Raw genomic sequence first — 25,311 nt, 5'->3', positions numbered from 1 at the left:
GTTCTTCAGCGCTTCGTAAATTATGTTCAAGGCATGTTTGGGCAGTGCGTTTTAAAACTTTGTATTAACTGTTCAAATCTAGAAGGGTCATATTGTTTCACATGGCCAGTAATAATGGTTTCATCTTTGTCTAAGTCAATTGTAATTTAATCGAATCACTCTACTTGTTTAAAATATCCTACAATATCATCTTCCAATTGAAATTCTCCCTAGTTTATAGCTTATTTAGAAGATTTCTCTATAAATTGTATGATTCCTTGTTATATGTCACATAAGTGCAAATTTACCTATTATAGGGCAATGTCATGTATAATAGAAAGAAAAGGCTTGTGAGGGGGGAGAAGAGATGATCGTTCTTTGGATAATTACGCTTTGTATGACTGCTATTTTTGCATATATGACGTTAAAACAAAATGGCTTAAAGCGATTTGTTCCAGGAAGTATTCTTGCAGGAATTGCCCTTATCACGTATGTAATTTCTATTTTTATTGAAAGTGTATCAGTAGATATGAGCACAAGTTTAATGTTTATTGGTATTACACTATTTGCAGGTAGCATTATGGTACTTATGGTTGCTGGTATTATTTTATTTATTCATATGAATTCGGAAACGTTATAGCATATAGAAAAGGCATGTCCCGAGGGACATGCCTTTTTATCCGTTCAATTATGCTCTATCTTTAGAAGAGTTTTGCTGTTTTAGTAAGTCGCGAATTTCGCCAAGAAGTTCTTCTTCTTTTGTTGGTTCTGGAAGTTCTTCCTCTTTTTCTTCTTCTCTTTTAGATGTTAGTTTGTTGAAAACTTTAACAAACATAAAGATAGCAGCTGCAATAATTAAGAAATCAAAAATAGTTTGGATGAAGTTACCATACATAATAGATGATTTACCGAATGTAATTTTTAAATCTGTAAAGTCAACGCCACCTAATACCATACCAAGTAATGGTGTGATGATATCTTTTACTAAAGAACTAACGATTTTACCGAATGCAGCACCGATTACAACCCCGACAGCTAAATCGATTACATTACCTTTGAATGCGAATTTTTTAAACTCGTTCCACATGTGTTAATCCCATCCTTTCCACGATTCATTATGAAATTTATAATTCCTATCAACATATTCTATAGAAATTTACGAGAGAAATAAAGAGGAAATGGGAATGAAAGTAAATTCTGAAAAATGTATCCGTTTTAATTTTTGTTTACATCATCTAGTAAAGATTGTAGCATTTGCTGCGTTTTTAATCCTTCTAATCCATCTACAACAGGCTTTGTATCTCCGTGTACACATTCAATAAAATGATGAACAGCATCTTCAAAACCACGTTGTTTTAACGTTGTATCCCATGATGGGGAACCGCTTTGTGAAACTGAGTTTTCCTGTTCAATTTCAAATGTGTTCATATTTTTTACGCGAATGATTTTCCCTGGCGTTACAAGTTCAATTTGTTCTAAATTTGTACCGGCATGGCGATGCATTGCAGTAGAAAGTAACAGTCCACTTGGAGTTGTATATGTATGATGTCCGTAAAGAAGTTCATTCTTTTCATTGATTTGCATCATATTGTGAACGACGTTAAGGTCATTATTAGCTAACCAGCGAGCTGTATCTACAATGTGTAAATAATCATCTAACATAGTGAAATCGTACGTATATGGCCCGACTTTATTTGTGCGATGCTTTTCAATTCGAATCCATGAAATATCATTAGCCTGTTCTTTGGCAGCGACGTACATAGGAACGAATCTGCGATTAAATCCGACCATTAATTTTCGGTTATATTTCTCGCTCAACTCGACTAGTTGCTCAGCTTGTTCCACTGTAGCTGCTAGCGGCTTATCAACATAAACGTCGATCCCTTTTTTCAGAAGTTCAGAAACGATTTCATAATGTGATGCAGTTGAACTATGCACGAAGATTGCATCGCATTCCGAAGCTAACATTTCAATAGAATGAAAGTCTTGAATCCGGTATTGCTGGCAAACTTGTTTTCTTTTTTCTGCGTTAGGTGTAAACGCCCCTACAAAATTCCAATCAGTTTCTTTTGTAAGTGTTGGAAGATAGGCCTTTTGCGCAATACTTCCAAGTCCAATCATCCCAATTTTAGGTTTGTTCATTTTTATTCCCACCCTATTAATATTAATGTAACGGCTTAAATGTAGCATAGGGTGGGGGAGGAAGGCAAAAATTAGCTTTTTACTTACGTCCTTCTAACAAAATCTTCTCTATCTCTTCAAAGTGATGAGCGCGAGCATGCTCTAACGGGGTAACACCATCATGGTCTGGAATATTTACATCTGCACCGTGCTCAATAAGAAGGCGAATGACTTGTTGCTGTGTTTCGTTTCCGTTACTTAGTACGATGGCTTCCATTAAAGCTGTCCATCCGAGGTTATTTACATGATTTACATCAATAGTTGTTCGAGTGAGGAGTTCTTTTATAACGTCAATATAGCCATGTTCTGAGGCTGGGATAAGAGCTGTTCCGCCGTAACGATTTGTAATCATAGGATCTGCACCAGCATCAATTGTTAGCTTTAAAATGTCTAAGTAACCTTCCGCACCGGCGTATAGAAAGGGATTGTTTTTCATGTCATCTTGGATGTTTACGTCAGCACCAGCTTCGATAAGCATTTTTGCGGTTTTTACATCATTTTTGTATGTTGCAATCATAAGCGGAGTGCGTCCTTGATTATCCGTCGCATTTATATTTGCGCCTTGTTTTAGTAAAGATATAACAGTATTCGTTTCATTTTTTTCAGTAGCTGCTAGTAGTGCAGTCTCTATGTTTGTCATCTCCTTTTTTACTTCTTGTTCTTGCGAGCATCCTTGTAAAAAAATTACGCAACATATCATACTGAATGTTTTTTTGAACATGGAATTTCAACCTCCTAATTTCAACTGTAAAATAGGAACATTAAATTTTTATAAACTGACGCTAAAATTACTATAAAATCGCTTGAGTATTTGAACATATATTTTTATGCTTATGAATATGAAGGATGGGTAAAGTGAGGATGTAAATGATGTCTATTAAAACAAGGTTTTTATTTTCTTATATTGCTGTAATTCTCGTTTCTATTATGCTCATATTAGTCGCGGGATTTTTAATTGTTTTTTCGATAACAGGTGACTTGGAAGCAGTGAAAAATTTCTATAAAAGTTCTTACATTCAAAAGCCGCTTACACCAGAAGAAGAGAATGCCTATCTTGAATTAAAATTAGCGGCAAAGCAACATCAATCTCAATTATTAGATGAATCGTTCGTTTCATTAATTGAAAAAGAAGGCGTGAAAATAATTGTAAGAAAGGGAGAAAACATTTCTTATGCTACAAAGGGTTTTGAAAGTTCGACTTTAACAGAAGCCCTTCCGAAATTTGAAGCAGCAAATATTAATAGTCGTGGTACAACGGAACTAGGTGATACATTTTATCGATATGTAAAATTTGATTTTTATTTTGCAGAGAAAGAAGAAGGGAGTATATTTGTACTAAAAAAGCAAAGTTCATTTGTAGATCTTACACAAAAATTATTTCCAATCTTATTCGTATCGCTTTTACTATTAGCTATTTTACTTATTGGGCTATTAAGTTATCTCGTTTCAAGAAGTGTAATAAAACCAATTTTTGTATTGAAAGGCGCAACAGAGAAAATTAAAGAAGGAAATTTAGATTTTCAAATGCCAGTTACATCGCACGATGAAATAGGTCAATTAAATCAAGGATTTGAGGAAATGAGGAAGAAGTTAAAAGAATCGATTGAAGTACAAACGCAGTATGAAGAAAATCGAAAAGAACTTATTTCAAACATATCGCATGATTTAAAAACACCGATTACATCTATTATCGGATATGTAGAGGGAATAAAGGACGGGGTAGCAAATACGCCAGAAAAAATGGATAAGTATTTAACGACAATTCACACGAAGGCAAAACATATGGACACACTCATTGATGAACTCTTTTTGTTTTCAAAGCTCGATTTGAATCGAGTTCCATTCCAATTTGAGACAGTTGAATTAAATACGTTTATGCAAGAATTAATAGAAGAGATGCAGATGGATTTAAGTGAAGAAGGTATAGAAGTTAACTTACAATTACATTCATCGCCATTATATGTAACGGCTGATTGCGAAAAGATAAATAGAGTTATATCAAATTTAATTCATAATAGTGTGAAGTACATGGATAAAGAAGAGAAGAAAATTACTGTAACAGTATCGAGTGATAACAATAAAGTTATTGTGAAAGTGATGGACAATGGATCAGGTATAGAATCTGATACGCTACCGTATATCTTTGAACGTTTTTATCGTGCAGAACAATCGCGAAATTCTAGCACAGGTGGAAGTGGACTTGGTTTAGCAATAGCGAAGCAAATTGTTGAAGAACATGGCGGGGAAATTTGGGCGGAAAGCGAGCTTGGTAAAGGCACAAGCATTTTGTTCTTATTGGAAAAAGTAGAGGAATGTGGTGAGTAAATTGAAAAGAATTTTACTAATAGAAGATGAAGTAAGTATTGCAGAATTACAGCGAGATTATTTAGAAATTAATGATTTCCAAGTTGATGTAGAGCATTCAGGAGAAACAGGTTTACAAATAGCACTGCAAGAAGAATATGATTTAATTATTTTAGATATTATGCTCCCGAAAATGAACGGATTCGAAATTTGTAAACAAATACGTGCTGTAAAAGATATTCCGATTCTACTTGTTTCAGCAAAAAAAGAAGATATAGATAAAATTCGCGGACTCGGATTAGGAGCGGATGATTATATAACGAAACCGTTTAGTCCAAGCGAATTAGTTGCAAGAGTAAAAGCACATATTGCTCGTTATGAAAGATTATCAGGAAATGTAAGTAAGCAACGTGATACGCTATACATTCACGGAATTTCTATCGATCAACGGGCGAGGAAAGTTTTTATAAACAATGAAGAAGTGGCATTTACAACGAAGGAATTTGATTTATTAACATTCTTTGTAACACATCCAAACCAAGTATTAAATAAAGAACAGTTATTTGAACGCATTTGGGGATTAGATTCCGCTGGTGATTTAGCCACTGTTGTCGTCCACATTAGAAAGCTACGTGAAAAAATTGAAAGAGATCCTGCCCACCCGCAATATATTGAAACAGTATGGGGAGCTGGTTATCGTTTTAATGTGTAGGGAACCTGCCGAGTAATTGGCAGGTTTTTTTGTATGTTATTCGAATGAAAAGGAAGGAATAGGTAATTTATGTTAAAATGTAAAGAGAAACAAAACAGAGGAGAGCATGAGGGGCGTGCTATATGTTGGGGGATATATTAAAAGATAATAAATCAAACAAGGCTTTAAAGATTGGAACTAATATCGTACTTATCTTATTGATTATTGGTGCAATACAAATGTTTTATGATGAAGATTCTACGAATGATCATTTTGGTTGGTTCTTTTTTGTGATCTTTTGGGTAATTAAAAGCATTTCTAGCTCTAAGGTAAGTTTAAAAGATAGAGATAAAAAGTCGGTATTACTTGATGTGGGTTTAGTTGTTATTTCTTGTATTTTTTTAGTTGTTTTTAGTGTGAAATATTTCTTTTGAAAAAAGCTCATAGTCTTATAGAGGCTGTGAGCTTTTTGTCAGTGTTTAGGTTTTCTTAATAATAACGGTACTAACGATTTATAAAATGTTTGAGTAGTAGAAGTAAACTGAGTAGCCTCTTCTAAAAAAGGATAATGGTTGCTGTTTTCAAATGGAATGAAGATAGAATTACGTATCCCATCATGCATCTTGATAGAATACTGAATTGGGCACTGTACATCATATCTTCCGCATATAATAAGTGTCTTTGTTTGGATGGAAGGTAAATACTCTCTTAAATCAAATGAAGGATATTCATTGACGAAAGCATTCATCCGGCTAACGGACATTGTTTTTTTGATTGGTTTACAAAAATAAGAGTTGTAGTTTTCTGGTTTATACAATGATAATTTTGTTCTCTTAGTAGATAGTTCTTTCCGTTCTTCACTTGTAAGGTGAGGGCTTTTTAAGTTTTCGATGAGCTCTTGCATATAATGAAATTGTGAATGTTCGGGATGATAAATGCAAAATGGTGTTTCGGTATAGTTACTTGCTGCAGCTCCTACTACGGCTAATGATTGTAAGGAATTTGGATATGTAATCGTATATAAAAGTCCAAGCATACCACCTGTTGAATGGCCAGCGAAATGCCATGTTGGAAGTTGTAATGCTTCTCGTATGGCTTCCAAGTCGTGGATTGTTTCAATCATGCTTAATTCGTTTTCTGACTGGGCGGTTACAGAGCTACCAGTATCTCGTAAATTAATGAGAAATACACGATGCGTAGCAGTAAAAACATCCGCAAAGTAATCACCAGTTTCATTAAATTGTGAATAGTGATGTGTAATACAAAGCGATTCGCCATCTCCTTTTGTAAAGAGTTCAAATGTGCCACGTTTCGTGTGGATCATTTGTCGTTTCCACATAATATCACGACCTTTTCTCATAAAAGTTGGGCCAGGCTGTTATGAAATGAAAATATATCGGCGCATCTCGAAATATATCAGCGATTATTAAAATATATCGACTTACCGACAGAAACCGACAATAAATAAAAGGAGGCTATTCAAAAACGAGCCTCCTTTTCGTTTAGTACAAAGATTTTGTCATATTATTCCGAATAATTTCAAGGGATTTCGCTACAGTTAATGCGTTTTTTTCTTCAATTTCTGGTTTACGGGGGATAGGTTTATACATGTTGTCTGGATCTTCCCATGTGAGGGGAAGTTCTGTTTCTGCTTGTCCTTTCCAAGCTTCAATCCATTCTGGAGGGAGATAACCTGAGATGTTTTGGATGTTGTTCATTTCGAGCCAAATGAGTGCCCAAGCTCTTGGAACGACGCGCCAATGGTCATAGCCACCACCGCCGACAGCGATCCAGCGACCGTCGCAATATTCATTAGCAATTTCACGAGCGAGTTTCGGTATTTCGCGGTAAATATTCATGGTCGCACAAAGGTGTGTAAGTGGGTCATAATAATGTGCGTCAGCACCATTTTGCGTTAAAATAATATCCGGTTTAAAGTACGCTGCAACTTCTTTTACAACAGTTCGATATGATTCTAAGAACGATTCATCTTCTGTAAAAGCATCGAGTGGAACGTTAAAAGAATAACTATAACCATTACCTTGTCCACGTTCGTTTACAGCGCCAGTTCCAGGGAATAAATAGCGACCAGTTTCATGTAATGAAATGGTGCATACGTTAGGGTCATCATAAAATGACCACTGTACACCATCACCGTGATGAGCGTCTGTATCAATATATAGGACGCGTAAACCGTATTTCTTCTGAATATACTTCATTGCGATAGAACTGTCGTTATAAATACAAAAGCCAGATGCTTTACCACGGAAGCCATGATGTAAGCCGCCTCCTAAGTTAAGCGCGTGTTTTACTTTTCCGGAAAGAACAGCATCGACAGCTGTTAATGTACCACCAACGAGCAATGCGCTTGCTTCGTGCATATTTGGAAACATCGGTGTATCTTCTGTTCCAAGTCCATATGTCATCGCAATTGATTTTTCTAACTTTCCTTCTCCAGCACGTTTTACCGCATTTATGTACTCCTCTGTATGAACGTAGGCAATCTCTTCATCTGTAGCCATCCGTGGTGAGATGATTTGGGAAGAAGAGATGAAACCGCCCTTTTGTAATAAATCATACGTAAGTGTGACGCGCAGTTGGTTAAAAGGATGATCAGGGCTAAATGAATAGCCCCGAAAGTCATCCGAATAAATAAACGCGCTACTCATGCTTGCATCCCCATGATGTTCGGCCATAATACGCGATAGCCTTCTGCTTCAAGTGCATCAATCACTTTTAGAGGATTCATCGTTTGAATGCGGAAAACAAGTACTTTATCATTCTCATCTTTTGCTGGATAGACGAGAACGCTCACGATATTTATTTGTAAATCACTAAAAATAGCAACGACTTTTCCAAGAATACCAGGTTCGTTTTTTACTTGAATTTCAATTTGTGAACTCGGTTGATGTGCCCCTGTTAATTTCACTAACGTGTGCAGTACTGTAGATTCTGAGATGATACCAACTAACTTACCAGCCTTTGTAACAGGAAGGCAGCCAATTTTATTTTCAAAAAATAAAGTAGCAATTTCCTCAACGAAATCGAGAGGGTGGCAAGTCATTACAGGATGTTTCATAATAAGTTCAAGCGGTTGCTGTAGCATATCGAGTGAAACTTGTTCATCTAGAATAGACGGACTTGCATCTCTTACATCCCGATCAGAAATAATGCCTACGACGTGATTATTTTGATCGACAATTGGAATGTGCCGAATGCCTTTCGTGCGAATCGTTCGGATTGCTGTTTCGATTGTATCGTTTGGATGTAGTGTAACTACATTTTGATTCATAATTTCTTCTACAATCATTCCAGTTGCCCCCTTTATTAATACATAAAACGATTGTGAAAACGTAGACGATCAAAAGCTTGAATAGAATCCGTATCAACGCGTTTACCGATGCGGACCATTAAACAGTTGGCGGGATGTGAACAAATTTCAGGATCGTCTGTAGCCATCCATTGTAACCCGCCGGCATTCATCATCTTTTCCATTACTTTTCGGTATTCCCACACATTCAATCCTGTTTGTTTCAAATCCCAGTGCCAATAATATTCAGTCGTCAATATAATGTAATCTTCCATATAATCGTCCATCATAGAAACCTCTAGTAAGTTCTTTCCGACAGAACTCCCGCGGAAGGCTGGGACTACTTCAATTGCCCCGAGCTCAATTAAGTTTTCCATTTTTCCTTCTGACCATCGTTCAAGTGGATCAGGATATAAATATGTAACATATCCAACAATCATTTGGTCATGTCTAGCAATAATGAGTCGAGCTTCTGGTAATTTAGAAATTTCGACAATTGCTTTATATTGCTGTTCAGCAGGACGAAATGCAACTAAATCTGGATGAAATTCATACATTTCAAGATTATGTGTAGAGACAGGACCTTCAATAATTAAAGTGCCTTTCGCTGTTTTTAAGTTTCTAGCATTGTATATTTTTTTATGAATCAATGTATTGCTCACCACCTTGAGGGTTTGTGAATCTATTAATATCGTACTTTATAATATATGCGATGTGAATCGAATTTTGTCATTAAAAATTTGTCTAAAAATCAACAAATATACTGAAAATTTTAAATAATATCATTATAATAGATAATAGAATACATAGGAGGGGGATGTAAAGTATGAAAGTAGAAACGCTTCCTGTCATTAAAGGAGAAAATAATTTGCCGAATTATGATGAGGCATACGCGAATTTTAACTGGGAAGAGGTTAATAAAAACTTTACTTGGAATGAAACAGGCCGAGTAAATATGGCGTATGAGGCAATTGATAAGCATGCGAAATCCGATCGAAAGAATAAAGTAGCTCTTTATTATCAAGATGGATCGCGAAAAGAGAAATATACATTTAAGGAAATGAAGGATTTTTCTAATAAAGCAGGGAATGTCCTGAAAAATTATGGCGATGTAGAAAAAGGCGATCGCGTTTTTATTTTTATGCCACGTTCTCCAGAGTTATATTTCGCACTTTTAGGTGCAGTGAAATTAGGAGCAATTGTTGGACCGTTATTTGAAGCATTTATGGAAGGTGCGGTTCGCGATCGTTTAGAAGATAGTGAAGCGAAGGTGTTAATTACAACGCCTGAGTTATTAGAGCGTGTACCATTAAATGATTTACCTGCTTTAAAAACAGTTTTCCTTGTTGGAGATAATGTAGAAGAAGGCGGTAAAACGGTAGCGTTCAATCCTTTATTTGAACAAGCTTCAAAAGAATTACATATTGAATGGTTAGGCCGTGAAGATGGTTTAATTCTTCACTATACGTCTGGTTCTACTGGTAAGCCAAAGGGTGTGCTTCATGCGCAAAATGCAATGGTTCAGCATTATCAAACGGCGAAATGGGTATTAGATTTAAAAGAAGATGACGTATATTGGTGCACAGCTGACCCGGGCTGGGTAACGGGAACTGCTTACGGTATTTTCGCACCGTGGTTAGTTGGAGCGTCAAATGTTATTTTAGGTGGACGCTTTAGTCCAGAAGCTTGGTATGAAGCACTGCAAGATTACGGTGTGACGGTTTGGTACAGCGCACCAACAGCGTTCCGTATGTTAATGGGAGCTGGACAAGACGCAATTAAAAAATATGACTTATCACAAGTTCGTCACGTATTAAGCGTTGGTGAACCGTTAAATCCAGAAGTAATTCGCTGGGGTATGAATGCATTTGGACTTCGTATTCATGATACGTGGTGGATGACAGAAACAGGTGGACAAGTTATTTGTAACTACCCTTGTATGGAAATCCGTCCAGGTTCAATGGGTAAACCAATTCCAGGTGTAAAAGCAGCGATTGTTGATAATGAAGGAAATGAAGTGCCTCCATACACAATGGGTAACTTAGCGATTGCGAAAGGTTGGCCATCTATGATGCGTGCAATCTGGAATAACCAGCAAAAGTATGAATCTTATTTCATGCCGGGAGATTGGTACGTATCAGGTGACTCTGCATATATGGATGAAGATGGATACTTCTGGTTCCAAGGACGTATTGATGATGTAATTATGACGTCAGGTGAGCGCGTTGGTCCGTTTGAAGTAGAAAGTAAATTAATCGAGCATGCTGCTGTTGCAGAAGCAGGTGTAATTGGTATTCCTGATCCAGTGCGCGGCGAAATTATTAAAGCATTTATCGCACTTCGAGCAGGATACGAACCATCTGATGAATTAAAAGAAGAAATTCGTCAATTTGTAAAGAAAGGTCTAGCAGCTCATGCGGCGCCACGACAAATTGAATTTAGAGATAAATTACCGAAAACGAGAAGTGGTAAAATTATGCGCCGCGTATTAAAAGCGTGGGAATTAAACTTACCAACAGGTGACTTATCAACGATGGAAGATTAAGAGAGAAAGGTCTGAACGAAAAATGTTCAGACCTTTTTTATGTTATTGTTAACTTATATATATAAGTTAAAGGGGGGAGTATGATGAAAACAGAAAAAGAAAAGATGATACTAGGAGAAATGTACATACCGGCTGATCCAGTTTTAGTACAAGAAAGAGAGCAAGCACGTATATTAACGAGAAAATTAAATGATACGCCAGAAGAGCAATTAAAAGAGCGTAGCGAAATCGTAAAAGAATTATTTGGAACGACTGGAGATAACATTCATCTTGAATCTTCTTTTAGATGTGATTACGGCTATAACATTCATGTCGGTGAAAATTTTTACGCGAACTTTGACTGTACGATTTTAGACGTATGCCCGGTAACAATCGGAGTGAACTGTATGTTAGCTCCAGGTGTTCACATTTATACAGCAACGCACCCGCTTGATCCAGTAGAGCGTATAAGCGGATCAGAATACGGAAAACCAGTTACAATTGGCGATAACGTATGGATTGGCGGAAGAGCAATTATTAATCCAGGTGTAACAATTGGAGACAATGCGGTGATCGCATCTGGTGCTGTCGTAACGAAAGATGTGCCTAATAATGTAGTAGTTGGCGGGAATCCCGCAAAGATTATAAAAAAATTAAAATAATATTTGAACGAAGTGTCTTCCTCGTCTGTATACATTTGTGAAAGAATAGATGAGGGAGGCTTTTTTATGTCTAATAAATTACTTCTTGCGACGTTGTAAAGGATTGACAAGAAGAGAAACCGGACCTCTATTTGACACACCTATATAAATGATGGTATAAAGAAAAGTATATGAATAATTGAGCGTGGAAAGGGAGAAGTAGTGATCATTTCCCTGTTTTAGAGAGCTGATGGTCGGTGGAAATCAGCACATAGATGATCGCGAATTACGCCCCTAGAGCATCTTTTTTCGATTGAATTGTATTCAAAAGGGAAAAGACGGTGCTAAGCCGTTATGTAAATAAGGTGGTAGGCTTTTTGGCCTGCAACTAGGGTGGTAACGCGATAATCAAAATCGTCCCTTATTTGAAGGGGCGATTTTTTTATGTTTTCAACCTTCACGCCAGTAATGAACTTAAAGGAGAGTATGTAGGATATGGGTATTTTACAAGATCTTGAATTTCGCGGTCTAATTAATCAGCAAACAGATGCTGAGGGCCTTGAGCAATTATTAGAAAAAGAAAGCGTTAAATTATACTGTGGTTTCGATCCGACAGCAGATAGCTTACACATCGGTCATATGTTACCAGTATTAATGTTACGTCGTTTCCAATTAGCTGGTCACCAACCAATCGCACTTGTTGGTGGTGGTACTGGTATGATTGGTGACCCAAGTGGTAAAAAAGCAGAGCGTACATTAAATACGAAAGATACAGTTGCTTACTACACAGAAAGCATTAAAAACCAACTTTCAAACTTCTTAGAGTTCGAAAACGTGGACAACCCAGCAACAATGGCTAACAACTATGACTGGCTTGGTAACTTAGATGTAATTTCATTCTTACGCGATATCGGTAAAAACTTCGGTTTAAACTATATGTTAGCAAAAGATACAGTAGCATCTCGTTTAGAAACTGGTATTTCATTCACTGAGTTCAGTTACATGATTTTACAATCATACGACTTCTTAAACTTATACCAACACCATAATTGCCGTCTGCAAATCGGTGGTAGTGACCAATGGGGTAACATTACAGCTGGTCTTGAATTAATCCGTAAATCAGAGGAAGATGCGAAAGCATTCGGTTTAACAATTCCACTTGTTACTAAATCTGACGGTACGAAGTTTGGTAAAACAGAAGGTGGCGCAATTTGGTTAGACCCAGAGAAAACAACTCCTTACGAGTTCTACCAATTCTGGATTAACACAGATGACCGCGATGTTGTTAAATACTTAAAATACTTCACATTCTTATCTCATGAAGAAATTCTTGAGCTTGAAAAGCAAGTAGCTGAAGCGCCAGAAAAACGTGCAGCACAAAAAGCATTAGGTTCTGAAATGACAAAACTTGTTCACGGCGAAGAAGCATTAGAGCAAGCAATCAAAATTTCAGCTGCACTATTCAGCGGTTCTGTAGCAGAACTAACTGCAAGCGAAATTGAACAAGGATTCAAAGACGTACCATCTGTAGAACGTACTGCAGAAGATACAGTATTAATCGACTTACTTGTAGAAAGCAAAATCTCTCCATCAAAACGTCAAGCACGTGAAGATGTAACGAACGGCGCAATCTACGTAAACGGTGAGCGTACACAAGCGTTAGACTACGTTGTAACAGAAAACGACCGCATCGAAGGTAAATTTACAATCATTCGCCGCGGTAAGAAGAAATATTTCTTAATTCGTTACTAATAAATAAAAAGCTTTGGGGAAATTCCTCAAAGCTTTTTTGTTTTAATCTCCTTTTCGAGTTCATACGGAAATCACATGTAAGCGGTATGATAAATGTATAACAACTAGAAAGGAGTGGTAAAACAAAATGTCACTAGAAGCGCTCATTATTTTTTCTTTGCTAAATGCGGGTCAGCTTGCAGAGAATTCGAAGGTTGATATACATAAAGAGCAGAAAGATGCTTATGTATATGTTCAAAAAGAGGAAAATAAATAACTTTATTTTATATATAAACTTCAAAAGCCAATCCATTGGATTGGCTTTTTGTCAGGTCGTTGGAAAAAGAGCGTCCATTTTTCTCTTTTAAACATTAGCTAAAATTTGATCATAGCACGAAGTAATAAGTGCTTCCAGATCTTTTAAGTCATTAACGTTATCAATAAAAATTCTACTCACTCCCTGTGATTTTGGGGCTTGTTCAACCACAAAATTAGGGCATAGCTGTTTAGTAGCTTCTAAATCGAGTCTTACAACTAAGGATTTTGCATCGCCATCAAGGAAGAGACGTATAAACCATTTTGTGATTACACGATTCATGATACAAAAATAACTAATGGTATCTTTATATTTGAGGTTACTGATATCTCTTTGATGCTCAGTTAAAATCTCTTTAACAATGTTAAATGCGGTTAGTTCATTTTCTGTAGTGAAAACTCTATCTGTTTTGTCTTCTTTGTTAATGTCTTCAATTATTTCAGTAGAAGCAGCTGCAACTAGGCTTGTTTCTATTTTCTCCGATGTTTTGGTTTCTTTTGGTGTTAAACCATCACTGATTATTTCTAATAGTGTTCGATTAATTGCTTTTTTAACGATTGGTCGGAATCGCTCTAAAACGTTATTTGTAATTCTAGTTGAGCTAAAGTCTCTAATTAGAAAACGAAGGAAGTCATCTGAAGGATTTTTAAATAGTTCTTTAATTGTAGAGTTTAAATTGGTCATATAAATAAGCTCTTCAGCATATTTTACGATTTCTTCAGCTTCAAAATTTTCTTTTGTAAAAGTTTCAATCGTTTCAATATCTAAATTAGTTAAATTATCCATGCTGAATGTGAAGAAAGGTTTTTCATCCATCACATTGTCATTTGTTAAATCAGTATAAAACTTGTATTCTACACCATTAGTTAGTACCCCTACTTTGACATCAGGTAAGGCATTGAAATATCTAGATAGTTGCGCATCGTGTTTAAGGAGATTTTCTGTTACAGATTTTGCCTCGATTAAAATAATTGGAACCCCATTTTTAAAAACCGCATAATCGACTTTTTCTCCCTTCTTAGTTCCGAAGTCTGCAACATACTCAGGTCTAACTTCTAAAGGATTAAAAACGTCATAACCTAGTTTTTGAAGAAAAGGAATAATTAATGATTGCTTGGTCATTTCTTCATTAGTTATGTACTCTGTTCGTTCTAAAATTTGGTTAGCTATTTTGTTTATGTCATTTCTGAATTCCATATCAATGTCTCCTCGTTATAAAGTTTAAAAATCTTTAATATTATTGTTATTCCGTGAAAATTCATAATATAACAGAGTTCTTTATGGAAACAGGGAGGTTATTCTTTTTGTTTTAGATGGGAGTATAGGGTATTGGGATTTTTATGTTATGTAGGATATAAAAATAATGGGGTAATTGAAAAAAGCCAATCCACAGGATTGGCTTTTTGTCATTAACGAGAGTAGAACTCTACGATTAATGCTTCGTTGATTTCAGCTGGTAACTCAGCACGCTCAGCGTGACGAGTGTAAGTAGCTTCTAATTTGTCAGCATCGAAAGTTAAGTATTCTGGTACGAAGTTGTTAACTTCGATCGCTTCTTTAACAACAACAAGGCTGTTAGATTTTTCGCGAACGCTGATAGTTTGACCAGGTTTTACACGGTAAGATGGGATATCTACGCGAGCGCCATCAACCATGATGTGACCGTGGTTTACTAATTGGCGAGCTGCACGACGAGTGCGAGCTAAGCCCATACGGTAAACTAAGTTGTCAAGACGAGCTTCAAGAAGGATCATGAAGTTTTCGCCGTGCTTACCAGGCATTTTACCTGCTTGGTCAAATGTGCGACGGAATTGACGCTCAGTCATGCCGTACATGTGACGAAGTTTTTGTTTCTCTTGTAATTGTAAACCGTATTCTGAAAGTTTCTTACGTTGGTTAGGACCGTGAGGACCTGGTGCGTAAGGGCGTTTTTCTAATTCTTTTCCTGTGCCGCTTAGAGAGATTCCAAGACGACGAGACAGTTTCCAAGCTGGACCTGTATAACGAGCCATAGTTGACTCCTCCTTTAAAAATGTTTTTATTTACGTAAAATAAAAACAGACGTAATCGATATTTACGGGCATTTTGTTTTCATGTACCTTCGCTCCAGCAGCAGGGAGTTACGAGATACACCTCCGTAGAGGAACAAAATACAAACGATAAACTCACATTACAAGGCTGCCTTTTTATTTTACACAAACGCTATTATATCTTTTACCCAGAGTTTCGTCAAGCGAGTACGTTTTTGTTTTATGCATATAAATTTTGGAAATTAATATAAGAAGGAATTTAAAACAATATAAAAGAAGAGATAGAAACACAAATAAAACGCTTACATAAAATGTAGTAAAAACGTTCATCAGTTTTTTACTGGTGAATATGCGGTAATAAAAACATAAAGGGGATGTTTTTATGAAAAAGAAGCATATGGAGACAGCGTTAATTCATCACGGTTATACACCTGAGGAACATAAAGGAAGTTTAACACCACCTTTATTTCAAACCTCTACGTTTACATTTGAGACTGCGCAGCAAGGAGAGGCGAGTTTTGCGGGAGTGGATCCATCTTATATTTACTCAAGGCTTGGAAATCCGACTGTGAAATTATTTGAAGAACGTATGGCGGTGTTAGAAGGAGGAGAAGAAGCACTTGCCTTCGGATCTGGTATGGCAGCTATTTCAGCAACTTTAATCGGTTTTTTAAAGGCTGGAGATCATATTATTTGTTCAAATGGATTATATGGGTGTACGTACGGTTTTTTAGAAGTGTTAGAAGAAAAATTTATGATTACGCATTCGTTTTGTGAGATGGAGACAGAGGTTGATATTGAAAATAAAATTCGTCCAAATACAAAGCTTATTTTCGTTGAAACACCGATTAATCCAACAATGAAATTAATCGATTTAAAACAAGTTATTCAGGTTGCGAAGCAAAATGGTTTACTTGTCATTGTTGATAATACGTTTTGTTCACCTTATTTACAAAGACCGCTTGAGCTTGGCTGTGACGCTGTTGTGCATAGTGCGACAAAATATATTGGTGGCCATGGTGACGTTGTAGCGGGTGTAACAATTTGTAAAACGAAAGCGTTAGCTGAAAAGATTCGCCCGATGCGAAAAGATATCGGCGGCATTATGGCGCCGTTTGATGCGTGGTTATTATTACGCGGGTTAAAGACGTTAGCGGTAAGAATGGATCGTCATTGTGATAATGCAGAAAAAATTGTATCGTTCTTAAGAAAACATGATGCGGTAGAAGGTGTTTGGTATCCACAAGGGGAATTAGCATCTCGTCAAATGAAGCGCGGGGGCGGTGTTATTTCTTTTTCAGTAAAAGGCGGAAAAGAAGAGACGCAAGCATTTATTAATGACCTCCACTTTATTACAATTGCGGTGAGTTTAGGAGATACAGAAACGTTAATTCAGCATCCAGCAACGATGACGCACGCTGCGATTCCAGCTGAACTAAGAAAAGAAATGGGCATTTTCGATAATTTAATACGCTTATCGGTTGGTTTAGAATCTTGGGAGGATATCGTTTCTGATTTAGAGCAAGCATTAAAGAAAATATCTACTGTTAATCAATAAAAAAAGAGTGAGCTATCGGTTTTGTACAGGACGTACTAAATCGATAACTCGCTCTTTTCTTTTTACATATGTTTTAGGAGTGTTTCCACAAACTTTTCTAAATAGCACTGATCTACTTCATCAAAACGATTCTTTTCAGGACTATCAATGTCAAGTACACCAATGACAGCTCCTTCTTTCACAATCGGTACAACGATTTCTGAATTAGAAGCACTATCGCAAGCGATGTGACCTGGGAATTGGTGAACGTCCGCTACAAGCTGCGTTGTTTTCGTTTCAGCTGCTACGCCGCAAACGCCTCGTCCAAATGGAATGCGTACGCAAGCAGGCATTCCTTGGAACGGTCCAAGGACAAGCTGATTTCCTTCTGTTACGTAAAAGCCAACCCAATTAACGCGATCTAAAAATTGGTTTAATAATGCGGACGCATTTGATAAGTTTGCGACTACGTTTGATTCGCCAGTTAATAACGCATCCAGTTGTTTAATTACTGTCTCATATTGCTGCACGCGAGATCCTGCATAACTTTCTTTAGTAAACATGGAAACAGCTCCTTTTTTATCGAGATGTGTAAAATATTAGCAAAATACGATGTATTTCACATGACTTTGTCGATAGAAAATTAAAGGAATTTGTCTTAAAAGTCAAGAAATTTAAACTATAGCTGTTCATTGAGAGGAAGTGAGCGCATGAAGCAGACGAAACAAAAAGTAATTGATGCGGCAATATCGTTGTTTAATACGAAAGGTTATGATGGAACGTCGGTGCGAGACATTGCAAAGCGAGCGGATGTGAATGTAGCGAATATTTCATATTATTTTGCTGGGAAGCAAGGTTTATTAGAACAGCTTATTACTGATTTTTTAGAAGGGTATATTCATGTGATTGAAATTTCGTTTGAACAGAGAGAGTATTTGTCGGCTAAAGATGTGATGGTGCAAATGGTGCGTGGGATGTTACGATATCAATTTGAAAATAGAGAACTAACACGTTTCTTCTACCGAGAGCTTTCGCTTGATACGACATTAATTCGTGAAGTGATGACCGTTTATTTTTCTAAAGAAAGATATTATATAGAGCAAATTATTAGACAAGGACAAATGAAACAAGAATTTCAGAAAGTATCATTTACAATGTTTATGACGCAATTAAAAGGTATGATAAATATGCCGTTTTTATATCCACAATATATATCAGAAGTACTGCATTCTTTCCCGTCTGAGACATTTTTCATAGAAATGTACACGAAAGAGATTGAGCAATGGATGGAACAAGCGTTATGTAAAGCAAATATGTACCATGAATGGCCAAGAGCTGTTCATATGTGAAGAATCCCCACCTAACGAACTGAGGTGGGGATTTTTATGTTTACTTTTCTTTGCCATGAATTGTTACATAATAGCGCGATAATTGTTAATGCAGCTCCAGCGATTTCAATTTTATCGACTGTATAACCTCGAAACATAGAACCGATCAGGGCAAGGATAGGAACTAAATTCATAAATAATATGCCGTTAATAGATGAAATATAGCGATTGCCCATATTCCAGCAAAATACAGCGATAACTCCTGCGATAATCGACATATAAAAGAGCTCAAAACGAACACTCACAACTGTACGCAGTGACGGCATAGTAACTATATTTGTATACGTTAAGAAAGTAACAATAACTATGAGTGAAATGGAGCCAAATAAACAAGTTAATGTCGTATATCGAAGTGGTGACCAAGATTGAAAACGAGCACCCCCGTTTGTATAAATGACCCAGCAAGTAACGCCGCATAGCATCAATATATTTGTCGATAAGTGGCTTGCAGCTCCAAATAATAAGTGAATATTTCCTTTTGAAATGACAAGCATAACACCGAGTAATGCAACGAACATACAAAGGAATGTGTAGTTTTGTGGGCGCTTGTTTTTTGTTATCCATTGTAATGATAAGGCAATTAGTGGCATGAGAGACTGAATCATCGCTGCATGGATTGCTCCAGAAGGCCCGGCAAGTTGTTGTCCGTAGAAAACGAGAAAACCATATCCTGCGAAACCGACTGTCCCGTAAAAGAACAGAGAAAGTGTTCTTTTTTCTAAGCGGAGTGAAGTCTTCCCTTCAGTAATTAATAGCAAAATAAGAAAAATAATAGCTGCTGATCCATAGCGAATCGTTGTGAAGAAGAACGGATCGATAAATTGCAGGGCATTTGCCATTACAGGAAACATAAATCCCCAGGCAGTTACGGCGAGTAAGCATAGAAAGAATCCGAGTAGCATTTGTTTTTTGTTCAAGAGTATCTTTCCCCTTTGCATTTCGTTATAGTAAGTTGATGAAATAAGTATAAAGAGTAATTGTTTATAGGAGGAAATATCGATTTCTTATAACGGTTATAACTTTTTGTTAGAGGTGTGTACGATGGATTTGGAGGCAGTACGATCGTTTATCGAAGTGAAGCATACGCGAAGTTTATCAAAGGCAAGTAAGATTTTACATATATCTCAACCAGCGCTTAGTAAGCAAATTCAAAAGTTAGAAGCGGATTTAGAGGTTACTTTACTTAAGCGTTCTGCGCAAGGAGTGCAGTTAACGGAGGCAGGAGAGTTATTTATAAAAAGAATGCTACCGATTTTGGAACAAATAAATGAAGTGAAAACAGAAATGAGGAGGTATCAAGAGAACCGAAAGTTTTCAATTGGTATACTACCGAGTTTAGCAGAGCATTACATATTAGAGTGTAAAGATGTATTAGGTGATGAGTTCGAAGTAGAGTGGCAAATCGGACATACGGAAGTATTAAGAGATTTATTTAAAGCGCGGGAGATTGACGCGATGTTCATCGATTCGGTAGTAGAAGGTGCTACGTATATAAAAGAAGTGCAACAAGAGAAAATTGTTTGTGTCATTTCAAATAATCATCCGTATAAAGAGAAGAAAGTCATTCAAATAGAAGAGCTGCAAAATGAAAAATTAATTGTATATCCAGAAATATGCGATGTAAGGAAAATGATTATGAACATGTTTCATGAGATAGGTGTAAAACCAACTATAGCTGTGGAAACATCTTACGCAGAACCGATGCTTGCAATGGTAAAAGCTGGCCTTGGCATCACTTTACTTCCAGAAAGGGCAGTAGAGCAGTCTGTAAGGCAGGGAAATGTACATGGAATTTCTGTTGAACCACCACTCATGCGGAAAATTTATTTCGTATCTCATACGAAAGATTGTTTGTTATTACAATCATTTGAGGATAGGTAGTGAGGTAGGCGGAATATTGAGAAAGATTACAATCGCATTGAAAGAAACATGAAATTTTAAAAAAAACTAGGTCAAAAACAAGCCATTACATGGTATGATTAGTACATTGTTAGTTGTTAAATATAGGGGAATTCCCTTTTTATACATAATGCCTTCCATTTCATAAACGGAACGGACAAAAAAAGAGATATAACTAGGAGGCTTTTTTGCATGGATTCTATCCTGACGATCGTTATCATTGTAGTAAGCTCTATTCTAGTGCTGCTCATGATAGAGCTTGTGATAAGAAATCGTTCATATAAAGATATTGAAGCACTGGAGCAGTGGAAACAAGAGATAAAAGATAAACCTGTGGCAGATGAACTAAAACGGGTAAAAGATTTAAACATGACGGGTCAAACAGAAGAACTGTTTGGTAAATGGCGTGAAGAATGGGATGAAATTGTATCAACAACCCTTCCGAAAGCTGACAAAGATTTAGCGCAAGCGCGAAAATTCGCCTCGCAATTCTCCTTCCGAAAAGCAAAGCATGCGATGAACGAATCCATAAGTGGTTTAGATGACGCTGATAATCGTATTACAGGTGTTTTAAATGAATTACAGCAATTGTTAGAAAGCCATGAGAAAAATAGCTCGGAAATTGAAGGGTTACGTGATACATATCGTAGTATGAAAAAGAGTGTTCTTGCTCATAGACATATGTATGGAGCAGCAGAGCAGAAAATCGAAGAGATGCTAGACGCTGAATCTAATAAATTTAAAAGCTTTGAAGAAGCAACAGATAATGGTGACTACTTAAAAGCGAGAGAAATTGTTATTAGTTTAGAAGAAGGTTTAGCAAGTTTAGAAATCATTATTCACCAAATTCCAGATTTATTAGTAGAGTGTCAAGCGACGCTACCAGTTCAACTGGAAGATTTATTACAGGGTCATAATGATATGGTAAGACAAGGTTATGTATTAGAGTATTTGGAAATCCCTAAAGAAGTTCGTGATATGACGACACAACTAAACACATGTTTAATGGATATACAGGAGCTTCATATAACAGAAGCGGCTGAAAAAGTGGAAGACTTAAAAACTCGTTTAGATGGTTTCTATGATCAACTTGAGCAAGAGGTGCATGCGAGACATTATGTGGAGCAAAAAACACTTTCTGTTTATGAAGACTTAGAAGAAATACGTATCGAAACGATTGAAACGAAAACAGAAACACAACTTGTGAAACAAAGCTATCAATTGCAAGATAAGGATATTGAATCTCAAAAAGTAATTGAAAAGCAAATGCACATTTTAACGAAACGTTTTGAAATGCTACAATTACGCGTTGCTGAACAAGATATTGCCTTCTCTATTATTCGTGAGGAACTAGAAGAGGTTTATGAGCAATGTGAAACGTTAAAAGTACTTCATGCAGAATATAAAGAAATGCTGCAAACGATGCGTAAAGAAGAATTTGAAGCGCGTGAGAAGTTACAAGAAATGCGAAATACTATTTTCGAAACGAAACGCTTTATGCAAAAGTCGAATTTGCCAGGTCTTCCAGAGAGTATTATGGAAGATTTAAAAAGAGGGCAAATGGCAATGCAAGCTGTATATGAACAATTAGAAGTGAAGCCGTTAAATATGAACGCTGTAAATAGCAGTTTAGAAGAAGCATACACAACTGTGAACGGTGTAGCTGAAATGACAGAAGAATTAATTGGACAAGCGTATTTAGTTGAAAAATTAATTCAATACGGTAACCGTTACCGCAGTCATGATGAAAGCCTTGCAGAAAGCTTAAATTATGCGGAGAAATTATTCCGTGAATATCAATACGATGCAGCTTTAGAACAAGCCGCTTCTGTACTAGAGCAACTTGAACCTGGTGTTGTTCAAAAAATAGCTGAATATGTAGACAATGAACAAACCCTTTCATAAAAGGGTTTGTTTTTTTGTGTAATTTTGCAGGCGATGTTGCTATAATGAATAGCGGAATACAGTAAGGTTATTCGTTTCAAAATAAAGTGAAACTGTAATCAGTGGGGGTATCTCACTAATTATTATTATTCACTAATCGGGATAAAACGGAACCTTTGCGTAGTCTTAGCGTAATGACACGTATTTATGATATGATTATATGATGTGATAGCGCTGAAAGGGGAAGAACGATGATCTATTTTGATAATAGTGCGACGACGAAGCCATATCCAGAAGCTCTTCAATCGTACGTGACGGTTGCTGGGAAATATTTTGGTAATCCTTCTTCTATTCATTCGCTTGGAGGAGAGGCAGAGCGTCTATTAACACAATCAAGAACGATTGCAGCGCAGCTTCTTCACGTTAAACCTTCTGAAATTATTTTCACATCAGGTGGAACGGAAGGGAACAACCTTGCGATTAAAGGGATAGCGATGAGGAATCGTTCGCGCGGCAAACATATCATTACAACAAATATTGAACACGCGTCTGTGTTTGAGGCATATAAGCAATTAGAAGAACTCGGATTTGATGTAACATATTTACCGGTTAACGAGCACGGTGTCGTATCGGTAGAGGATGTAAAACGAGCACTTCGTGAAGATACGATTCTTGTGTCAATTATTCATGTGAACAACGAAACTGGAGCAATTCAGCCCGTTGCTGAAATTGGAACGTTATTATCGAATCATCCGAAAATAAGATTCCATGTAGATCATGTACAAGGGATAGGAAAAGTACCGCTTGATTTATATGCTTCTCATATTGATCTTTGCTCAATATCTGGACATAAATTCCACAGTGTAAAAGGAACGGGTCTTCTTTATATACGTGATGGCGTAAGATTAGATCCGATTTTATCAGGTGGTCAACAAGAGCTTAAGTATCGCTCTGGTACAGAGAATTTACCTGGCATTGTAGCGATGGTGAAAGCACTTCGCATGACAATGGAACAAGTGAAAGAAAAGATAGCTCATTTGCAAAGTTTACAAGCAGAGCTTGTCAGCTTCTTTAAAGAGATGGAAGATGTGACGATTAATACATCGCTTGCATATGCAGCACCGCACATTTTAAATGTATCATTTGTTGGTTTAAAACCAGAAGTAGTCGTTCATGCTTTAGAAGAGCACGGTGTATATGTATCGACGAAGTCTGCTTGTTCTTCAAAAGCAAATGAAGTGAGCAGAGTGTTAGTGTCAATGGGAGTGCCGCATGCAGCAGCTGCAAGTGCTATTCGTATTAGTTTGGCACCAGACAACACGATGGAAGAAGTAAAACAATTTGAAGGTATTGTAAAAGAGACGATGCCAAAATTATATGAAGTGATGAGGTAAAGAAATATGATGACATATGAATATATTTTAGTGCGTTACGGAGAAATGACGACAAAAGGTAAAAACCGTTCTAAATTTGTAAGCACATTAAAAGATAACGTGAAGTTCAAACTGAAAAAGTTCCCAAATATTAAAATTGATGCAACGCATGACCGTATGTACATCCAGTTAAATGGTGAAGATCATGAAGCAATCTCTGAAAGATTGAAAGACGTATTTGGTATTCATAAGTTTAACTTAGCGATGAAAGTACCATCAGAATTAGAAGATATTAAAAAAGGTGCATTAGCAGCTTTCTTACAAGTAAAAGATGATGTGAAAACATTTAAAATTACAGTGCACCGTTCTGATAAGCGCTTCCCAATGAAGACGATGGAGTTACTTCCAGAAATCGGTGGGCACATTTTAGAAAATACAGAGGATATCACAGTAGACGTCCATAATCCAGATGTGAATGTACGTGTAGAAATTCGCAGTGGTTACAGCTATATTATGTGTGGTGAGCACATGGGAGCTGGCGGTTTACCAGTTGGCGTTGGCGGAAAAGTAATGGTACTTCTTTCTGGTGGTATTGATAGCCCAGTAGCAGCGTACTTAACGATGAAACGCGGCGTATCTGTGGAAGCAGTTCACTTCCATAGCCCACCTTTCACAAGTGAGCGTGCAAAACAAAAAGTAATCGATTTAGCACAAGAGTTAACGAAATACTGTAAACGTGTAACGCTTCACCTTATTCCGTTTACAGAAGTGCAAAAAACGATTAATAAAGAAATCCCATCTAGCTATTCAATGACGGTTATGCGCCGTATGATGATGCGTATTACAGAGCAGATTGCTGAGGAGCGTAACGCACTTGCAATCACAACTGGTGAAAGTCTTGGACAAGTAGCAAGCCAAACATTAGATAGCATGCATACGATTAACGAAGTAACAAACTACCCAGTTATTCGTCCGCTTATTACGATGGATAAATTAGAAATTATTAAAATTGCTGAAGAAATCGGCACGTATGATATTTCAATTCGTCCATACGAAGATTGCTGTACAGTATTCACACCAGCTAGCCCGGCGACGAAGCCGAAGCGTGAAAAAGCAAATCGATTTGAAGCGAAATACGATTTCACACCGTTAATCGAAGAAGCTGTAGCGAACAAAGAAACAATGGTATTACAAACGGTTGAAGTAGTGGCGGAAGAAGAAAAATTTGAAGAACTTTTCTAAAACCATAAATTACCATATTTAAAACGTGTATGAAGTCATGTTATTTATCACACTCTATACTCACAAGGAGGTGATATAACATGTCACGTAGCACAAATAAATTAGCGGTTCCTGGTGCTGAATCAGCATTAGACCAAATGAAATACGAAATCGCTCAAGAGTTTGGTGTTCAACTTGGAGCTGATGCAACAGCTCGCGCTAACGGTTCTGTTGGTGGTGAAATCACTAAACGTCTAGTTTCACTAGCTGAGCAACAATTAGGCGGTTACCAAAAATAATCC

General features: G+C 36.9%; 26 protein-coding genes and 1 other annotated feature. Of the genes, 15 read left to right on the top strand and 11 right to left on the bottom strand.

Annotated elements, in window-relative coordinates; all coding sequences use genetic code 11:
- Positions 1-346: 346 nt before the first annotated feature.
- Complete coding sequence (locus tag OXT04_RS11405; protein WP_000636589.1) at positions 347-619, top strand: DUF3917 domain-containing protein; 273 nt, start codon at positions 347-349, stop codon at positions 617-619.
- 48 nt (positions 620-667) lie between these two features.
- Here OXT04_RS11405 and mscL read toward each other — a convergent pair whose 3' ends face one another.
- The 3 genes from mscL to OXT04_RS11390 form a co-directional block, all read right to left on the bottom strand.
- Complete coding sequence (gene mscL / locus OXT04_RS11400) at positions 668-1,066, bottom strand: large-conductance mechanosensitive channel protein MscL (protein WP_000267003.1); 399 nt, start codon at positions 1,064-1,066, stop codon at positions 668-670.
- 128 nt (positions 1,067-1,194) lie between these two features.
- Complete coding sequence (locus OXT04_RS11395; RefSeq protein WP_023523189.1) at positions 1,195-2,121, bottom strand: Gfo/Idh/MocA family protein; 927 nt, start codon at positions 2,119-2,121, stop codon at positions 1,195-1,197.
- Between the two features lie 79 nt (positions 2,122-2,200).
- Complete coding sequence (locus tag OXT04_RS11390; protein ID WP_097946389.1) at positions 2,201-2,881, bottom strand: ankyrin repeat domain-containing protein; 681 nt, start codon at positions 2,879-2,881, stop codon at positions 2,201-2,203.
- Positions 2,882-3,030: 149 nt separating this feature from the next.
- Here OXT04_RS11390 and OXT04_RS11385 point away from each other — a divergent pair, with 149 nt between their 5' ends.
- The 3 genes from OXT04_RS11385 (at position 3,031) to OXT04_RS11375 (ending at position 5,589) form a co-directional block, all read left to right on the top strand.
- Complete coding sequence (locus tag OXT04_RS11385) at positions 3,031-4,485, top strand: HAMP domain-containing sensor histidine kinase (protein WP_098284384.1); 1,455 nt, start codon at positions 3,031-3,033, stop codon at positions 4,483-4,485.
- 1 nt (position 4,486) lies between these two features.
- A complete protein-coding gene (locus tag OXT04_RS11380; RefSeq protein ID WP_003271808.1) occupies positions 4,487-5,176 on the top strand; it encodes a response regulator transcription factor in 690 nt (229 codons plus the stop codon).
- Between the two features lie 122 nt (positions 5,177-5,298).
- On the top strand, positions 5,299-5,589 hold the full coding sequence (locus OXT04_RS11375) for a hypothetical protein (RefSeq protein WP_090976884.1): 291 nt from the start codon (positions 5,299-5,301) through the stop codon (positions 5,587-5,589).
- Between the two features lie 38 nt (positions 5,590-5,627).
- Here the strand turns inward: OXT04_RS11375 and OXT04_RS11370 are convergent, their stop codons facing one another.
- From OXT04_RS11370 to acuA, 4 genes are all read right to left on the bottom strand, one after another.
- A complete protein-coding gene (locus OXT04_RS11370) occupies positions 5,628-6,515 on the bottom strand; it encodes an alpha/beta fold hydrolase (RefSeq protein ID WP_369812828.1) in 888 nt (295 codons plus the stop codon).
- A gap of 142 nt (positions 6,516-6,657) precedes the next feature.
- Positions 6,658-7,824, bottom strand: coding sequence for an acetoin utilization protein AcuC (gene acuC / locus OXT04_RS11365; protein WP_082187973.1), 1,167 nt, complete (start codon positions 7,822-7,824; stop codon positions 6,658-6,660).
- Entirely contained in the window at positions 7,821-8,465 is a 645-nt protein-coding gene (locus OXT04_RS11360; protein ID WP_000634583.1) for an acetoin utilization AcuB family protein, read from the bottom strand. Before OXT04_RS11360 ends, acuC begins: the two co-directional genes overlap by 4 nt.
- A 17-nt stretch (positions 8,466-8,482) precedes the next feature.
- Entirely contained in the window at positions 8,483-9,115 is a 633-nt protein-coding gene (acuA, locus tag OXT04_RS11355; RefSeq protein ID WP_000581393.1) for an acetoin utilization protein acetyltransferase AcuA, read from the bottom strand.
- 176 nt (positions 9,116-9,291) lie between these two features.
- Between acuA and acsA the strand changes: the two genes are divergently transcribed.
- The 4 genes from acsA to OXT04_RS11335 all read left to right on the top strand — a co-directional run bounded on the left by acsA (position 9,292) and on the right by OXT04_RS11335 (position 13,638).
- Positions 9,292-11,010 carry an acetate--CoA ligase gene (gene acsA, locus OXT04_RS11350; RefSeq protein ID WP_000862047.1) on the top strand — a complete coding sequence of 573 codons (1,719 nt, stop codon included), beginning with the start codon at positions 9,292-9,294 and terminating at the stop codon, positions 11,008-11,010.
- A gap of 80 nt (positions 11,011-11,090) precedes the next feature.
- Positions 11,091-11,651, top strand: coding sequence for a maltose acetyltransferase domain-containing protein (locus tag OXT04_RS11345; RefSeq protein ID WP_002026426.1), 561 nt, complete (start codon positions 11,091-11,093; stop codon positions 11,649-11,651).
- Between the two features lie 176 nt (positions 11,652-11,827).
- Positions 11,828-12,055, top strand: a binding site (T-box leader).
- Between the two features lie 70 nt (positions 12,056-12,125).
- Positions 12,126-13,382, top strand: a complete 1,257-nt coding sequence (gene tyrS, locus OXT04_RS11340) for a tyrosine--tRNA ligase (RefSeq protein ID WP_000512081.1) — start codon at positions 12,126-12,128, stop codon at positions 13,380-13,382.
- A 127-nt stretch (positions 13,383-13,509) separates the two neighbouring features.
- On the top strand, positions 13,510-13,638 hold the full coding sequence (locus OXT04_RS11335) for a hypothetical protein (RefSeq protein ID WP_000050940.1): 129 nt from the start codon (positions 13,510-13,512) through the stop codon (positions 13,636-13,638).
- Positions 13,639-13,725: 87 nt separating this feature from the next.
- Here OXT04_RS11335 and OXT04_RS11330 read toward each other — a convergent pair whose 3' ends face one another.
- Complete coding sequence (locus OXT04_RS11330) at positions 13,726-14,874, bottom strand: type I restriction endonuclease (RefSeq protein ID WP_000395711.1); 1,149 nt, start codon at positions 14,872-14,874, stop codon at positions 13,726-13,728.
- Positions 14,875-15,086: 212 nt separating this feature from the next.
- The gene (gene rpsD, locus OXT04_RS11325) at positions 15,087-15,689 is read right to left on the bottom strand and encodes a 30S ribosomal protein S4 (RefSeq protein WP_000135315.1); all 603 of its coding nucleotides are present in this window, start codon (positions 15,687-15,689) and stop codon (positions 15,087-15,089) included.
- 400 nt (positions 15,690-16,089) lie between these two features.
- Between rpsD and megL the strand changes: the two genes are divergently transcribed.
- Complete coding sequence (gene megL, locus OXT04_RS11320) at positions 16,090-17,265, top strand: methionine gamma-lyase (protein ID WP_267414585.1); 1,176 nt, start codon at positions 16,090-16,092, stop codon at positions 17,263-17,265.
- Between the two features lie 62 nt (positions 17,266-17,327).
- On the opposite strand, the gene OXT04_RS11315 is transcribed toward megL, so the two are convergent.
- Positions 17,328-17,807: a GAF domain-containing protein gene (locus tag OXT04_RS11315; RefSeq protein ID WP_000494338.1), complete on the bottom strand. Its 480-nt coding sequence runs from the start codon at positions 17,805-17,807 to the stop codon at positions 17,328-17,330.
- 147 nt (positions 17,808-17,954) lie between these two features.
- On the opposite strand from OXT04_RS11315, the gene refZ reads away from it, so the two are divergent.
- Positions 17,955-18,593, top strand: coding sequence for a forespore capture DNA-binding protein RefZ (gene refZ, locus OXT04_RS11310; protein ID WP_000814914.1), 639 nt, complete (start codon positions 17,955-17,957; stop codon positions 18,591-18,593).
- A gap of 11 nt (positions 18,594-18,604) precedes the next feature.
- On the opposite strand, the gene OXT04_RS11305 is transcribed toward refZ, so the two are convergent.
- A complete protein-coding gene (locus tag OXT04_RS11305) occupies positions 18,605-19,549 on the bottom strand; it encodes a DMT family transporter (protein WP_065229437.1) in 945 nt (314 codons plus the stop codon).
- Positions 19,550-19,673: 124 nt separating this feature from the next.
- Here OXT04_RS11305 and OXT04_RS11300 point away from each other — a divergent pair, with 124 nt between their 5' ends.
- From OXT04_RS11300 to OXT04_RS11280, 5 genes are all read left to right on the top strand, one after another.
- Positions 19,674-20,513 (top strand): LysR family transcriptional regulator, encoded by an 840-nt coding sequence (locus tag OXT04_RS11300; RefSeq protein WP_065229436.1) that lies wholly within the window; start codon positions 19,674-19,676, stop codon positions 20,511-20,513.
- A gap of 210 nt (positions 20,514-20,723) precedes the next feature.
- Positions 20,724-22,436 (top strand): septation ring formation regulator EzrA, encoded by a 1,713-nt coding sequence (ezrA, locus tag OXT04_RS11295; protein WP_000377317.1) that lies wholly within the window; start codon positions 20,724-20,726, stop codon positions 22,434-22,436.
- A gap of 230 nt (positions 22,437-22,666) precedes the next feature.
- The gene (locus OXT04_RS11290) at positions 22,667-23,809 is read left to right on the top strand and encodes a cysteine desulfurase family protein (RefSeq protein ID WP_097924984.1); all 1,143 of its coding nucleotides are present in this window, start codon (positions 22,667-22,669) and stop codon (positions 23,807-23,809) included.
- 6 nt (positions 23,810-23,815) lie between these two features.
- Positions 23,816-25,030 carry a tRNA uracil 4-sulfurtransferase ThiI gene (gene thiI, locus OXT04_RS11285; protein ID WP_000989274.1) on the top strand — a complete coding sequence of 405 codons (1,215 nt, stop codon included), beginning with the start codon at positions 23,816-23,818 and terminating at the stop codon, positions 25,028-25,030.
- Between the two features lie 80 nt (positions 25,031-25,110).
- Positions 25,111-25,308 (top strand): alpha/beta-type small acid-soluble spore protein, encoded by a 198-nt coding sequence (locus OXT04_RS11280; protein WP_000091640.1) that lies wholly within the window; start codon positions 25,111-25,113, stop codon positions 25,306-25,308.
- Positions 25,309-25,311 lie beyond the last annotated feature (3 nt).

This window comes from Bacillus sp. GC_Bacil_1 (assembly GCF_026540675.1).
Classification (GTDB): domain Bacteria; phylum Bacillota; class Bacilli; order Bacillales; family Bacillaceae_G; genus Bacillus_A; species Bacillus_A cereus.
The sequence above is the reverse complement of the archived record's forward strand: the minus strand, read 5'-3'. Positions and strand labels throughout refer to the sequence as shown.